The following is a 13,363-nucleotide window of genomic DNA, read 5'->3' as shown; positions in this document are numbered from 1 at the left end:
CGGGCGCGCCTTTCGCCACCGACATCAGCGCTGCTGCAAAGCCGGGCGAATGCCCAAGGCGCAGTAGATGCCGCCAACCACCTTGCCTTGCCATTTCACCACGGATGGATTGCGGCGCAGGAAAGTGCCGAGCCGGCCCGCGCTTACGGCAAAAACAACTGTGCTGAAAAGGCCGAGCAGAACAAAGATTACACCCAGCATCATCAGCTGGAGCATCACCGATCCGTTTTCAGGTCGCACGAACTGCGGCAGGAAGGCGAGGAAGAAAAGCGCGGTCTTTGGATTGAGTACTTCAGTCAGGACGGCCTGTCGAAACGCCTTGCCCGCGGAGATCGCGACCGCGCCGGCAGCAGGATCGGCCGGTGTTCTCTCGATGATCGCGCGAACGCCGAGGTAAATAAGATACGCCGCGCCGATGTATTTCACGATGCTGAACAGTGCTGCCGAGGTGGCGATGATCGCTGAAATGCCGACCATCGCCATGACGGTATGGAACACATCGCCAGCCGCGACGCCGGCTCCCGTCGCGATGCCAACTCTCGTTCCGGAACTTGTCGCTCGCGCCACCGTTAGAAGCGTGGCTGGGCCCGGAATAAACACAAAGCCAAGCACAACCGCGATGTAAGTCGTCAAAGTGGGGAGATCGATCATTTCTACGCCTCCGTTGAAGTCTCAGCCTTGCCTGTCACCTTCAGCGCAAAGGAATAGGTGTAGGCGATCTCCTCCAGTCGGGAAAACCGGCCGGAAGCGCCGGCATGGCCGGAATCCATGTTGATCTTGAACAGCACCGGATTGTCGCCGCTTTTGCGTTCGCGCAGCCGCGCCACCCATTTGGCCGGTTCCCAATAGGTGACGCGCGGATCGGTCAGGCCGGCCAGCGCAAGGATCGGCGGATAGTCGTGATCGGCGACATTGTCATAGGGCGAGTAGGCGGCGATGATCCGATAGTCCTCCGCTGATGCGATCGGATTGCCCCATTCCGGCCATTCCGGCGGGGTCAGCGGCAAGCTTGCGTCAAGCATGGTGGTCATCACGTCGACAAAGGGGACCTCGGCAACGATGGCGCCGAAACTTTGCGGCGCCATATTGGCGATCGCGCCCATCAGCATACCGCCGGCCGAGCCGCCTTGCGCGACGATGCGGTCGTGTTGTGTGTAACGCTCGGCGACGAGGTGCTGCGCGACGGCGATGAAATCGGTGAAGGTGTTCATCTTGTGCTGGCGCTTGCCGTCGTCGTACCAGCCATAGCCCTTGTCCTTGCCGCCGCGGACATGGGCGATGGCAAAGACAAAGCACCGGTCGACCAGCGAGAACCAGTTGGTGTTGAAGGCAGCTGGAATGGCGATGCCGTAGGAGCCGTAGCCGTAAAGCAGGCAAGGTGCGGAACCATCGAGCGGCGTGTCGCGGTGATGCAGGAGCGAGATCGGCACAAGTTCACCATCGGCGGCAGGCGCCATCAGCCGGCGCGTGACATAGTGGTCGGGGTCATGGCCGGACGGCACTTCCTGGGTCTTCAGGAGCACGCGCTCGCGGCTGCGCATATTGTAGTCGAAGACCTGCGCCGGCGTCGTCATCGACGAATAGGTGAAGCGCATGATCTCGGTATCGTATTCATAGGATCCCGAAAGGCCGAGCGAGAAGGCCTCTTCGTCGAACGAGATCAGATGCTCCTCGCCGTTGCGGCGGTCGCGCACGACGATGCGCGGCAGGCCCTCCTTGCGCTCGAGTCTGACCATATGGTCCTTGAAACCGACCACCGACAGGATCAGCCGACCCGGCTCGTGCGCCACCAGCTCTTGCCAGTTGGCGCGCACCGGGTCATCAGCCGGCGCCGTCATGATCTTGAAGTCCTTGGCACCGTCGGCATTGGTAAGGATGAAGAAGATGTCGCCGCCTTCTTCCAGGTCATATTGCAGGCCGGTCTCGCGCACCGCCACAAGCTTTGGCTCGGCGGACGGCTCGTCGGCGCGCATCAGGCGGTATTCCGAGGTTTCGTGATCGTTGATGCCTATCATGATCCATTCATTGGAGCGCGTGCCGCCGACATCCATGAAGAAGCCGGGGTCGGTTTCCTCATAGATCAGCCGGTCATTCTCGGTTCTCTCGCCGAGCGCATGGAACAGCACCTTGGACGGGCGATGATTGTCGTCGAGCCTGGTGTAGAAGAAACCGTCATCGGCGGCATTCCAGGTGCCGCCACCGCTGGTGGCGCCTATCTGGTCGGGCAATTCCTCGCCGCTGGTGAGGTCGCGCACGCGCAGCGTGAAGAATTCGGAGCCTTTGTCGTCGAACGCCCACAAAAGCTTGCGGTGATCGGCCGAATGGTCGACGCCGCCGAGACGGAAATAGGGCTTGCCCTCGGCTTCCGCGTCGCCGTCGAGCAGGATCTGCTCGTCGCCGCCATCGCGCGGCATGCGGAAATAGCGCGGCTGTTCGCCGCCAAGCTTGAAGGATGAGCCATAGGCATAGGGACCATCCTTCATCGGCACCGTCGAATCGTCTTCCTTGATGCGGCCTTTCATCTCGCCGAACAGCTGCTTCTGCAGCTCTAGCGTGTCGGCCATCAGTGTTGCCTGATAGGCGTTTTCGGCTTCGAGATGGGTGCGGATGCGACCGTCGAGCAGGGAAGGGTCCCTGAACATCGCCTGCCAGTTATCAGCCCTCAGCCAGGCATAGTCGTCGATGCGGGTAAAGCCGTGATGCGTGTCGAAGACGGGATGTTTCTCGGGGCTCGGCGGGCTGGCGGTCGGAAAGGCTGGGGTCTTGGTCATTGCGTCTCACTGAAGAAGTTACTTGAATGGCAAATGAACACGCCGATCAGCGCGGGTTCAAGGGCAGGCAGGCATTGGTGCGGCGGCTCGCGACAATGAGCCGAAAGGAGAGGATGATGAATTTCTACACCAGTACCGCCGCGGCTCTCGCCGTCGCTTCGACCGTTCTGGCCGTTACCGGCCAGTCTCATGCAACCGCATTCGCCGCTTGGCAAGTGGCTGAGGTGCCGTTCGGCGACACGCTCAACGTTCGCAAATATCCGTCCAACGCATCCCAGAAGCAGGCCGCCTATCCCAACGGGACGGTCCTGCAGATGACCGGCAAATGCACCGGCGGGGTAAATCTTCTGGAGATCGCCGGCCAGCCGCATTGGAAACAGAAACAGGCAATCCGCTACCAATGGTGTCAAGTTTGGCACGACCCGGCGCAGAATGGCGGTTTTGTCGCTGGCTGGGTCTACGGAAAATATCTCGTTCCCTATTGAATCAGGTCTAAAGCAGGTCTTCCTTTGACGGGTCTCGAAAACACCTTTCAACTTCTGATTTTGTACGAATCAAATAATTCAGCCATTCGAGCCTACAAAGCATAGGCTAAGCATCGCAGTCCACTTTATGAGTCCTTGCTGATTTAGCGATGCCTGACCTTGCGTCATGCCAGTCCTGGTCCGACCAGAAAATATCGCGAAGTTACAGAGTGCACGAAAGATTGAAGCTGAAGAGCGACTATTCGATGAATATCGTTGAATATAGCGCAAGATGCGAATTGACTTACTTGGTCCGCAGGCTCATTAAGATGCCCGGACGCGAATCCATGAAGCTCTTCCAGCGTGAAATTCGCGCCATGCCCGATCTCTCAAAAAGGGCGCAAACAGAAACATCTTTCGTTGGGGCCTGAAGACCATGGATATCGTCGAAACACCTTCCAGAAATAGCGATGCGCTGATCGAGCTGACCGCCGATGTGGTCGCTGCCTACGTCAGCAACAATCCCGTGCCAGTCGGCGAACTGCCGAATCTTATCGCCGACGTCCATGCTGCTCTCGGGCGCGTGGGCGGAGCAAGCGAACAGCCTCCTGCCGACAAGCAGAAGCCTGCGGTAAACCCGAAGCGTTCTGTCCATGACGACTACATCGTCTGCCTTGAAGACGGCAAGAAGTTCAAGTCGCTGAAGCGTCATTTGATGACCCACTACGGTCTGACGCCCGATGAATACCGCGAGAAGTGGAATCTCGACGCGAGCTATCCGATGGTTGCTCCCAACTATGCTGCTGCCCGTTCGCAGCTGGCCAAGAAGATGGGCCTCGGCCGCAAGCGCAAGGGCCGGTAACGCCGGCTCCAGTTCGACAAGATCAACGGCGCCTTCGAGGCGCCGTTTTTGTTTCCGGAACTAAGCGGTCTGCTTGAGCGCCATTTCGGCGTCGCGCTTGATGCGTTTGACCATCGAACGCAGACCATTGGCGCGCTGCGGCGACAGGTGCTCGTCGAGGCCGAGCGACCTCAGCGTCGCTTCGGCGTCGGTTTCCAGGATCTTGCGGGCGGTCCGCCCCGAAAACAACGCCAGCATGATGGCGACCAGGCCGCGCACGATATGGGCGTCCGAATCGCCGGTGAAGGTGATGACGGGATCGGCGCCTTGCGCTTGTTCCGTGGTCAACCAGACCTGGCTGACGCAGCCAGGCACCTTGTTCACGGCATTGCGTTCGGCGTCGGGAAATGGCGGCAGCGCTTCGCCGAGCTCGATCACATAGCGATAGCGGTCTTCCCACTCGTCGAGCAGGGAAAAGTCGTCGCGGATCGTCTGGATCGTCGTGGCCATTGCTTGGGATATAGTCATCCTCGGCCGCGGCGTCACGGAAAAAGAAGAAAAACACCGCAGGCGCCGAGAGGTCCTACCGGCCTGCGGTGTCGCTGTAGAGACAGCGGAAACGGTGTTTAGTTCTTCACCACCAGGTTGGCAGGTATGTTGACGGTCGCCGGCAGCACGATGTCCTCGGCAACGCTGCCGGTGGCCAGTGAAGTATCGGGCAATGTCGTGGGCTCGGTGCCCTTGTCGTCCAGCATGGCGGCCGCGATCTTGGCGGTTTCCTTGGCCCGGGCGGTGATCGTGTGCATCGCCGACTTGCCGGTCTCGCAGACATCGGGCTTGCGCTCGCAAATGCCGGCGATGTCGCCGACCGCCTCGCGCGCCGCGAACAGTGCCTGGATCGGCCCGACGCTCTCGTGGCCCTCCTCGTCGGAGCCGACGCTCAGCGGCAGCGCCAGGAGCACCAGCGAAAACCAGAACGCCATTCTAATCAGAAAGCCCATCGAATTGCCCTCTCGTCCATGACCGGATCACGCGTCAATGCGACATGACCTCTTTTATCTCAGCGACAATGACACATGAGGCGCAAAGGACGACTTGCTTGCCCAGCGAAAATTTTCCTCAAATTTTAGGCAAATTCGAAACGAAGCATTTTGCAATGCATTGGCTTCAACTGCCGGCGATTCCCTTAACCCTGCACTAACCATCTAAGCGATTGTTATGCATGGATATATCCAGAAGTGCCGGCATGCCGGCTCAGGACTTTAGCTCCTCAGGCACGCCTTTTGCCCATAACGCTCCGTTTACTATGGCCGCAAATGACGGTGCATTCTGGCGTCGGCACCGCAATTTTTGCCGCAGGGGCGTCGTTGTTCCGGTCAGCCTTATTCATTCCTTAAACGCTGGATGCGAGTTTCAAACAAACAAAAAACGACCTGCAAAGCAGGGGCAGTCACGACCGGGTGCGAGTGCGTTGAGTTGAGTTTGATAAAGGCCAGATATATTGAACTGCCTGGCGCGCTGGCGGCCGGTTGCGAACGCATGGTCCATCCAGCCATCGTCGGCCGGGACGACCGCCTGCGCCAGCGCCGGTTCATCGGCATCATGCTTGCCGCTCCGTTCTTTGCCGCGGGTGCTGCGGTGACACTGGTCACCTCGGGCATGGGTGCCGCCGTCACCGTCGCAACAATCTTCGCCGCCTTCGGTCTTTGCTGGTTCGCCGCCTTGCTGGTGGCGGCGTCGGGCAAGATGGCGCTGGCCGCCCAGGTCGCGCTTGCCGCCGGCGGTCTTGCCCTTGCCGGCGCCATCGCGGCAGCGGGCGGCCTGGCGTCGCCGGTTGCGCTGCTGGTCCTGGCGCTACCATTCGAAGCCTTGTGGATCGGTGGTTCAAAGCGCGCGGCACTTTGGGGCGGCATTTCCGCCCTTGCCGCAGTGCTGCTGCAGTCCTTTGTCGGCTCTGTCGTCCCGCTCGGCGCGGTGCACGTCGCGGTGTGGCACTGGCTGCTGCCGCTGGCCTGGGGGCTGACGCTGGTTCCTCGCCTTGCAGTTCTTGGCGATGCCGCACGCGCGCAGAATGCGTGCCTTCCAAGCGATCGCCTCGAAGACATGATCGACGCCGTTGTCTTGCATGTCGCCCGGCACGGCGAAGTCCTGGATGCATCGGCCAAGGCGCGCACCATGCTGAAGCTGCCGCCGGAACTGCTTTTCGGCGCCGGGTTGTTCGACCGCATCCATCTGTCCGATCGCGTTGCCTATCTGAGCGCCCTTGCCGACATGCGCGATGGCGCCCTGGCGCGGCGGCTCGATCTTCGGGTAAGGCTGCCGCAGGACGGCAATGCTCCGATGGCCGACAATTATCGGCCATTCCAGCTCGAACTGGTTCGGGCCGAGGAGCAGCAGGAGACCTTCACCCTGCTGCTGCGCGAGAACGACGAGATCGCCGAACTGCGCGACGAGCTTGCCGCTGCCAGTGAGGCGGCAGCCTCGGCCGAGATGGCGAAGGGCCGCTTCCTGGCGGTGGTCAGCCACGAGCTTCGCACGCCGCTCAACGCCATCATCGGTTTTTCCGACATGCTGCTGCATGAAATGTTCGGCGGCTTCAAGGACCCGCGCCAGAAGGAATATGTCGGCCTGGTCCGGGATTCGGGCCAGCATCTGCTTGCCGTCGTCACCTCGATCCTGGACGTGTCGAGGATCGAGGCGGGCGCCTACGCGACCGAGCCAGAACCGTTCCGCTTCATCGAAGCGGTCGAGATGTGCCAGTCGATGATGCAGCTGCAGGCCAACGCCAAGAACATCGACCTCCAAGCGCAAATTGCGCCCGACGCCGGCGAGATCAATGCCGACCGCCGCGCCGTGCAGCAGATCCTGATCAACCTTGTCTCCAACGCGATCAAGTTCACACCGGATGGCGGCGATGTCGTCGTCGGCGCCAAGCGAATCGGCTCGCGGCTGCATTTCTGGGTCAGGGACACCGGCATCGGTATCGCCGAGGAGGATTTCGCCAATCTCGGCAAGCCGTTCATGCAGATTCAGAACGACTATACCCGCCGCTTCGAGGGCACCGGGCTCGGCCTGTCGCTGGTCAAGGGCCTGGTGGCCCTGCATGACGGCACGATGTCGATCGAGAGCATGCCGGGCGAGGGGACCACGGTCACGATCAGCCTGCCGGTGAACGGGCCGAAGAAGCGCGCGACCGACAGGAACGGCGTGCTGCCGATGCCCGTGACCAGGACGAAGGGCGACGCGAAAGGGGACAGGAATGGCTCGCTCCGCAAAACAGCCTAAGGCGGTCAAGCGCCGCAGCGGCGCTTTCGAGGCCGGCGCGATTGCGCTCGGCGGCGCGATCTCGCGCAATCCGGTCCTGGTCGGTGGCTCGACCGCCTTCCTGGTGACGCTGTTCTACGTTTCCGCCAACGCGCTGTGGTACCAGCCGTTTCCGCATGCCGGCGCCTTCTTCGCCACCCGCAGTATCGAGGGTTTCCCGCGCCCCGGCACAGACGAACCCGAAACCACCATCAACATCCTGCGGCCCGGCGCGGCGCCGGCCAAGAGCGACCCGACGGTCGAGCAGGTGCAAGGCATCCTGAAAGATCTCGATTTCTACACAGGCACAGTCGACGGCATTTCCGGGCCAAATACCCACAAGGCGATCCAGGCCTACCAGCAGAAGGTCGGCCTGCCGGCATCCGGCGAGATCGACGCCGTCCTGCTCGACCAGCTCGGCGCCAAGCAGACAACGGCGGGTATTCCGCATCCGGCACCACGGCCGGTGGATATGGCCACTGCTCCTGCTGCCGCGCCCGCGGCTGCACCCGCGCCAATTCCGGTCTCCGCGCTGACATCCGCCCAGGCGCCGGATCCCCGCATCGTCAAGATCCAGGCCGGGTTGAAGGCATTCGGCAATGACGACATGCAGCTCGATGGCGTCGTCGGCGCCCGCACCAAGGCTGCGATCAAGGAATTCCAGTCACTGTTCGGCCTGCCCGAGACCGGCGAGCCCGACGAGGTCGTCTACGTCAAGATGCGCGAAATCGGCCTGACCAACTGAACAGACCAGGCGACCGCTCGCGGGCGACTGAAAATCCGGCTAAGACGCTGCGCATGTCGTCCGGAACCCTGCCATGCGCGTAACCACCGATCTTTGGGTGTCGGCCCTGCTGCGCCGTGTTTTCGGCGCCGGCGGCTTTGCGGCCGTCGCCAAGCGCGGCGCCACCGAGGCCGGCGCTGTCTTTGTGCTGTCGCGCGGCCGGCTGGGCGAGGTCTCCCTGTTCGGCCCGGCGCCGCAGACCAGCTACGATTCGGCCAAACCGGATGACCGGTTTTTCACGCTGCTCGGCACCGGCGACGATGCCGGCCCGTTTGACGCCAGGCTGGAGCGGGAAAAGAAATTCGATCCCGATATCTGGGTGGTCGAGATCGAGGCCGGCTCGGTTCCCGTCGAGGAGCTTCTCTCGATCAAGATGCCTTGAGGCTGGCCTTCTTGCCGTCTTGCGCCTGGTCGGCATTCGCGGCGACGGGGGCGTTGCCACTCACCGCTCGTGACAGTGTCTCGGCCTTCCAGCCGCGGAGCTTTTCGAGGGCCGCATCGTGGTGCAGCAGACGGTAGCGGTCGAGGAAGATGCGGATCGCCTGCGGGTGCGGGAACTCCCGGGGGTAGACCGCGACCGCGATCAGGAATGCCCTGTCCTCGCTGAGGTCGAGCGCCCGCAGGGCGGCGAGCAGCGAGACGTAGCTCGACTGCTCGGTCAGCGCGCGCGCCCTCGAAAACTCGATGTCGAGCGCGTCGGCAAGCGCGGTCTGGAAGAAGGCGGCGTTGCCGGTCAGCGCCGTCTCGCGCAGCTTGCCGTAGGTCGCTGAGCCGACGAAGGGATTGACCGATGTCGCCTCGCCCTCGGCGAGCATCATCGCGCGCAGCCTGTGCCTGGCGCTTTCGGCAGCGCTGCCGGGTAGTTTGGGTGGGCTGGGAGCGGCGGCAGCGGGTTCGGCACTGTCGCCCGGCGCCTTGGCAATCGGCTCGGGCTGTCGCACCCGCACCAGCGTCGGTTTCTCCAGCGCCTTGATCAGCTGCGCGATGGTCGGGTGCAGATCCTTGCGGCGAGCGATGGCGCGCGCATGCGGCAGGCCGTGGCGGCCGATCAAAGCGATCAGGTCGATATCGCTGAGTGCCCGCGAACGGACGAGCAAAGGAGCGCAGACATCGACCGGCTCGTCGCAAAGCCGCCGCACCAGGGCGGCCGGGGCATATTCGCATTCGGAAAGGGCGGCGGCGACATAGCGGCGCGATTCGACCGACACGCTGTCGAACAGCGGCAGCGTCAGATCCTCGAGCTGGGCGATCTCGCGGCGCGACGGGCGGGTCAGCGAGCAGAACGCCGACACGGCGGCGCGAAACAGCCTTTCGGCTTTTCCCGACTCCGTCCGTATAGCGATTTGCCTGAAATCCGAAGCTGACAAGGAAGATACGCCCGACACTCGACACAACCCGGACCATGCTCAACCGCAACTGTGTCGGTTTCGCGTGAGGCCGGGAACAAACATCAAATTAGCCGCGATCCGTTAGCGCTCCGTTAACCCTCTGCCTGCCTTAATCACATTTGGAGGCGTTGCGTTGTGCTCCGGGGCAACCGAGAGGAATACGCGAACCATGGGCATGGTACTGTCTTTTGTGCCGCGACGGGCACCAGTCAATCGAGCAGTTCAGGACACCGGTACGCCGGCGGCGGTGATCATTTTTCCCGGCGTCCGCTATGAGCATCCGCCAGTGGCGGGCGGAGCGCGGACAGCCGGTTCGGACAAGCCAGACACACCGCGGACGCCTGTTCCGCACCACTGAACGGCCTCATCGAGCTGGAGGTCAGTAGTCCTGCAGTTCACAGGAGCTCTGCTCCAGAAACTGTTCGACAATCGGCTTCCAGCTGTCGTCGGGCACGAAGGCACGGATGACGAAGATGCCTTCCTCGATCGGTGCTTCGACGAAGATAGCCCCTTGCAGGTCTTCCGGCAGCTCCCGGCGCACGTCGATCATCTGCGCCGGTGTCAGCACCACGGTGTCGAGCTTGTTGCCGGTCGCCGTGTGGTCGTTGAAGGAATAGAAATTGTAGCCGTTGCGGTCATAGACCGAGACCGACCAGAACGGCACGCTGCCCGGCGCCTTGATGCGCACTATCCCCTCGGCAAGGTCGAAGCGGCAGGCGGCAGCGTAAAACAGCGGATCGACCGACTTGACCACTGGCGCACCGCCGGCCTCGGCGTCGAGCCTGGTCATCTTGTAGAGGTCGGACGCCAGCGCCAGCCGTGACCAGGCGTCGCGCTCGGTAAACTCCGGCACCAGCAAAAGCACTACGATGTGGACGATGCCGGCGCCGAGCAGGCCGAGCAGGATGGCGTGCATCAGCCTACGCATTGCAGCCAGCCTTGACGATGCGGGGCAGCGTCACGTCTGAAAGGCCGGTGCTCGAGGCGATCGGCGTGTCGTAGAAGGTGAGAACGAAATACATCCGGCCAAAGCCTTCGGTCAGAAGCCAGTTGCCGGGCGCCGGGCGATTGCCGACGGCAATGATCACCGAATTGTCGGGCTGACGCAGCACCTGGTAGGATTGCAGCGCCGCCAGCCGCGGCTTGCCGGTGTTGACCACGCCGAGCGACTGATCGGCTGCGTAGAGCGTCCAGAACCGGGCGGTGGGGAAACTGCCTTCGATCCTGTAGTCGCACTGCCGCTGAAGCTCATTACCGGCCGCATCGCGTTCGGCGATGAAGGACAGCCCCTCCGCCTTGCCGAGCGTCAGCACGCCCTCGCGCGCCACGCGCGCCTTCGAATAGGGGTCGGCATCTTGCGTGCCGATCTCGGGGAAGGCGGTCCATTGGCCGATGCTGATCGCGCCGACGCCGCTCTGCGCCTGCAGCGCATACCAGACGCTGCCGCTGCCGAGGCCGATGGCTATGGCAAGCGAAAGCAGCGTGAGAAAGGCGGTCTTGAGCATGAAGAACCGGGACGAGAGAATTGTCGTTCGGGATATAGCGGGGCAGGCCGCAGGGCAAGCGGCCCAGTGGAATGGCGGATCAGAGCGCCGACAGGGTCTCCGGCGCCGATGGTGCGTAGAGCGCGGGTGCTGCCTGGAATACCTTGGTCATCTCGCGCAGCGTCTGCGTCGTGCGGCTGGACAGCACCGGCGGGCGCTCGGCCGCGGCGTCGGCGGCCGCCTGCTCGGTATTCTTCTTCTCTACTTCCTCGGCCTTGGCCGCGATCTCTTCGTCGACGAAGGGCTTGTCGAGGCCGGGGATCGGCTTCAGGTCGATGTTCTGGTGCGCATAGACCATCAGCCGCTGCCACACCATCGCCGGCAGAGTGCCGCCGGTCATTTTGTTGGTCGGCGTGAAGTCGTCATTGCCAAGCCAGACGGCGGCCGTGTAGTTGCCGGTGAAACCGACGAACCAGGCATCGCGATAGGATTGCGTCGTGCCGGTCTTGCCGGCGACGACGATGTTGGGAAGTTGGGCGCGCCGTGCCGTGCCGATCACCGGTACCGCTGCCAGCATCGTGTTCATGTATTTCAGCGCCTGCTCCGACAGCACCCGGTGCGGCGGCGGCGCGTCCTTGGCCCAGTCATAGACGACATCGCCGGTGCGGGTGACGAGCTGGGTGATGCCGTGCCTCGAGCCGACGAGGCCGTCTTGCGCAAAGACGCTGTAGCCCGTCGCCTGGTCCATCACCGTCATGCCCGACGTGCCGAGCACCATGGTCTTGTGCCCTTCAAGCGGCGATTCCACGCCCATCGATTCGGCCATCGCCTTGATCGGCCCGATGCCGAGATGGTCCTTGGCCAGCCGCACCGGCACGGTGTTGATCGACTTGGCGATCGCCGTGATCAGCGTCACGTTGCCGGCCGAGCCGCCATTGTAGTTGTGCGGCGACCAGCCACCCCAACTGATTGCGCCTCCGGAGACGACCGAGTCCGGCGTGAAGCCGTGCTCCATCGCGGTCGCATAGACATAGGGCTTGAACGAAGAGCCGGTCTGGCGCAGCGCCTTGGTGGCGCGGTTGAACTGGCTGGCGCCATAGTCGCGGCCGCCGACGATGGCGCGCACCGCGCCATTGGTCTCGATCACCACCACGGCGCCCTCGGTGACGTTGTATTCCTTGCCGAACTGGCGGAGATGGAATTCGACGGATTCCTCGGCCGCCTTCTGGATGTTGGCGTCGAAGGTGGTGTGGGCGACCAGCGAATGCTGGCCGGGCTTGGCGATCTTCTTGACCTCGTCGAAGGCCCAGTCGAGGAAGTAATCTGGGCTTTTCTGCTCGCCGCGGTCGACGACGTCGGCCGGATGCAGCCTTGCCTGCAGCACCTGGCCCTCGGTCATGAAGCCGGAATCGACGAGGTTCGACAGCACCACATTGGCGCGAGCACGGGCGGCGGGCAGGTTGATGTGCGGGGCGTATTTGGTCGGCGCCTTGAACAGGCCGGCCAGCATCGCCGCCTCGGCGAGGTTCAGATCCTTGACGCTCTTGCCGAAATAGAAATCCGCCGCCGCCTCGATGCCGAACGTGCCGCCGCCCATATAGGCGCGGTCGAGATAGAGCTGCAGGATCTCCTTCTTCGACAGATTGGCTTCCAGCCACAGCGACAGGAAGGCTTCCTTGATCTTGCGCTGCAAGGTCCGCTCATTCGACAGGAACAGGTTCTTGGCCAGCTGCTGGGTGATGCTGGAGCCGCCCTGGACGACGGAATTGGCCCGCACATTCTCGAAGATGGCGCGCGACAGGCCGAGCACGTCGATGCCGTAATGCTCGAAGAAACGCCGGTCCTCGGTTGCCAGCACCGCCTTGATGACATGGTCCGGCATCTCGTCGACCGGCACGGAATCGCGCTGGATGATGCCGCGCTGGCCGATCTCGTTGCCGTAGCGATCGAGGAAAGTGACGGCGAAATCGCCCTGGCTGCGCCAGTCGCCCGTGGTGATCTGGAAGGCCGGCATCGCCAGCGCCAGGAGCACCACGAAGCCGCCCGCGCCCATGGTGAAACCTTCGCTCAGCACTTCGATGATGCCGCGCCGCCAGCCGGTGACGCGAAAGCGTCGAGAAAAAATGGTTGCCGATTCCCAGAACTGGCCGGCCTTGAAGCGGATCTCGTAGAGCGAGGAATCGATCCACGCATCCACCGCCAGCAGCGCCGCCGCGATCCGACCTCTTCTTCGTCTTGGACGTCGTTCTAAAGGACTGGCCATTCCCGAAACTCACCCCACCCACGACCTGAAAACCCTAAGCGGGCAATTTCAGGGCGGGCACAACC

Annotated in this window: 13 protein-coding genes; 5 read left to right on the top strand and 8 right to left on the bottom strand. The window is 62.7% G+C overall.

The genetic code is table 11. The annotated features are described in order from the left end of the window. Positions 1-24: 24 nt before the first annotated feature. Together ACWGTI_RS07695 and ACWGTI_RS07690 are read right to left on the bottom strand one after the other, a co-directional pair. Positions 25-651 (bottom strand): LysE family translocator, encoded by a 627-nt coding sequence (locus tag ACWGTI_RS07695; protein WP_454586549.1) that lies wholly within the window; start codon positions 649-651, stop codon positions 25-27. A gap of 2 nt (positions 652-653) precedes the next feature. Further along, positions 654-2,771 (bottom strand): S9 family peptidase, encoded by a 2,118-nt coding sequence (locus tag ACWGTI_RS07690; RefSeq protein ID WP_454586548.1) that lies wholly within the window; start codon positions 2,769-2,771, stop codon positions 654-656. 113 nt (positions 2,772-2,884) lie between these two features. Here ACWGTI_RS07690 and ACWGTI_RS07685 point away from each other — a divergent pair, with 113 nt between their 5' ends. Together ACWGTI_RS07685 and ACWGTI_RS07680 are read left to right on the top strand one after the other, a co-directional pair. Continuing rightward, positions 2,885-3,256, top strand: coding sequence for an SH3 domain-containing protein (locus tag ACWGTI_RS07685; protein WP_454586904.1), 372 nt, complete (start codon positions 2,885-2,887; stop codon positions 3,254-3,256). A gap of 415 nt (positions 3,257-3,671) precedes the next feature. After that, positions 3,672-4,097, top strand: coding sequence for a MucR family transcriptional regulator (locus ACWGTI_RS07680; protein ID WP_023673680.1), 426 nt, complete (start codon positions 3,672-3,674; stop codon positions 4,095-4,097). 60 nt (positions 4,098-4,157) lie between these two features. On the opposite strand, the gene ACWGTI_RS07675 is transcribed toward ACWGTI_RS07680, so the two are convergent. Both ACWGTI_RS07675 and ACWGTI_RS07670 read right to left on the bottom strand, forming a co-directional pair. Then, a complete protein-coding gene (locus tag ACWGTI_RS07675) occupies positions 4,158-4,586 on the bottom strand; it encodes a SufE family protein (protein ID WP_454586547.1) in 429 nt (142 codons plus the stop codon). 116 nt (positions 4,587-4,702) lie between these two features. Further along, complete coding sequence (locus tag ACWGTI_RS07670) at positions 4,703-5,077, bottom strand: DUF5330 domain-containing protein (protein ID WP_454586546.1); 375 nt, start codon at positions 5,075-5,077, stop codon at positions 4,703-4,705. Between the two features lie 538 nt (positions 5,078-5,615). Here ACWGTI_RS07670 and ACWGTI_RS07665 point away from each other — a divergent pair. The 3 genes from ACWGTI_RS07665 (at position 5,616) to ACWGTI_RS07655 (ending at position 8,545) form a co-directional block, all read left to right on the top strand. Continuing rightward, positions 5,616-7,361, top strand: coding sequence for a PAS domain-containing sensor histidine kinase (locus tag ACWGTI_RS07665; protein WP_454586545.1), 1,746 nt, complete (start codon positions 5,616-5,618; stop codon positions 7,359-7,361). Next, the gene (locus ACWGTI_RS07660) at positions 7,336-8,124 is read left to right on the top strand and encodes a peptidoglycan-binding domain-containing protein (RefSeq protein WP_454586544.1); all 789 of its coding nucleotides are present in this window, start codon (positions 7,336-7,338) and stop codon (positions 8,122-8,124) included. Before ACWGTI_RS07665 ends, ACWGTI_RS07660 begins: the two co-directional genes overlap by 26 nt. A 73-nt stretch (positions 8,125-8,197) precedes the next feature. Beyond that, positions 8,198-8,545, top strand: coding sequence for a DUF1491 family protein (locus ACWGTI_RS07655; RefSeq protein WP_454586543.1), 348 nt, complete (start codon positions 8,198-8,200; stop codon positions 8,543-8,545). Here ACWGTI_RS07655 and ACWGTI_RS07650 read toward each other — a convergent pair. The 4 genes from ACWGTI_RS07650 to ACWGTI_RS07635 all read right to left on the bottom strand — a co-directional run bounded on the left by ACWGTI_RS07650 (position 8,532) and on the right by ACWGTI_RS07635 (position 13,298). Further along, entirely contained in the window at positions 8,532-9,530 is a 999-nt protein-coding gene (locus tag ACWGTI_RS07650) for a hypothetical protein (protein ID WP_454586542.1), read from the bottom strand. The genes ACWGTI_RS07655 and ACWGTI_RS07650 overlap by 14 nt on opposite strands. A gap of 400 nt (positions 9,531-9,930) precedes the next feature. After that, positions 9,931-10,479, bottom strand: a complete 549-nt coding sequence (locus tag ACWGTI_RS07645) for a DUF1254 domain-containing protein (RefSeq protein WP_454586541.1) — start codon at positions 10,477-10,479, stop codon at positions 9,931-9,933. Further along, positions 10,472-11,056 carry a DUF1214 domain-containing protein gene (locus ACWGTI_RS07640; RefSeq protein WP_454586540.1) on the bottom strand — a complete coding sequence of 195 codons (585 nt, stop codon included), beginning with the start codon at positions 11,054-11,056 and terminating at the stop codon, positions 10,472-10,474. Before ACWGTI_RS07640 ends, ACWGTI_RS07645 begins: the two co-directional genes overlap by 8 nt. 79 nt (positions 11,057-11,135) lie before the next feature. Further along, entirely contained in the window at positions 11,136-13,298 is a 2,163-nt protein-coding gene (locus ACWGTI_RS07635) for a transglycosylase domain-containing protein (RefSeq protein WP_454586539.1), read from the bottom strand. Positions 13,299-13,363: the final 65 nt, after the last annotated feature.

This window comes from Mesorhizobium sp. ArgA1 (assembly GCF_053714375.1).
This window is presented reverse-complemented; position numbering and strand designations above follow the sequence as displayed.

Excerpts from the sequence above, each read along its gene's own strand:
- ACWGTI_RS07655 (WP_454586543.1), top strand. The coding sequence starts at position 8,198 with ATGCGCGTAACCACCGATCTTTGGGTGTCGGCCCTGCTGCGCCGTGTT.
- ACWGTI_RS07645 (WP_454586541.1), bottom strand. The coding sequence starts at position 10,479 with ATGCGTAGGCTGATGCACGCCATCCTGCTCGGCCTGCTCGGCGCCGGC.
- ACWGTI_RS07675 (WP_454586547.1), bottom strand. The coding sequence starts at position 4,586 with ATGGCCACGACGATCCAGACGATCCGCGACGACTTTTCCCTGCTCGAC.
- ACWGTI_RS07685 (WP_454586904.1), top strand. The coding sequence starts at position 2,885 with ATGATGAATTTCTACACCAGTACCGCCGCGGCTCTCGCCGTCGCTTCG.
- ACWGTI_RS07680 (WP_023673680.1), top strand. The coding sequence starts at position 3,672 with ATGGATATCGTCGAAACACCTTCCAGAAATAGCGATGCGCTGATCGAG.
- ACWGTI_RS07665 (WP_454586545.1), top strand. The coding sequence starts at position 5,616 with ATGGTCCATCCAGCCATCGTCGGCCGGGACGACCGCCTGCGCCAGCGC.
- ACWGTI_RS07640 (WP_454586540.1), bottom strand. The coding sequence starts at position 11,056 with ATGCTCAAGACCGCCTTTCTCACGCTGCTTTCGCTTGCCATAGCCATC.
- ACWGTI_RS07695 (WP_454586549.1), bottom strand. The coding sequence starts at position 651 with ATGATCGATCTCCCCACTTTGACGACTTACATCGCGGTTGTGCTTGGC.
- ACWGTI_RS07635 (WP_454586539.1), bottom strand. The coding sequence starts at position 13,298 with ATGGCCAGTCCTTTAGAACGACGTCCAAGACGAAGAAGAGGTCGGATC.
- ACWGTI_RS07660 (WP_454586544.1), top strand. The coding sequence starts at position 7,336 with ATGGCTCGCTCCGCAAAACAGCCTAAGGCGGTCAAGCGCCGCAGCGGC.
- ACWGTI_RS07690 (WP_454586548.1), bottom strand. The coding sequence starts at position 2,771 with ATGACCAAGACCCCAGCCTTTCCGACCGCCAGCCCGCCGAGCCCCGAG.
- ACWGTI_RS07670 (WP_454586546.1), bottom strand. The coding sequence starts at position 5,077 with ATGGGCTTTCTGATTAGAATGGCGTTCTGGTTTTCGCTGGTGCTCCTG.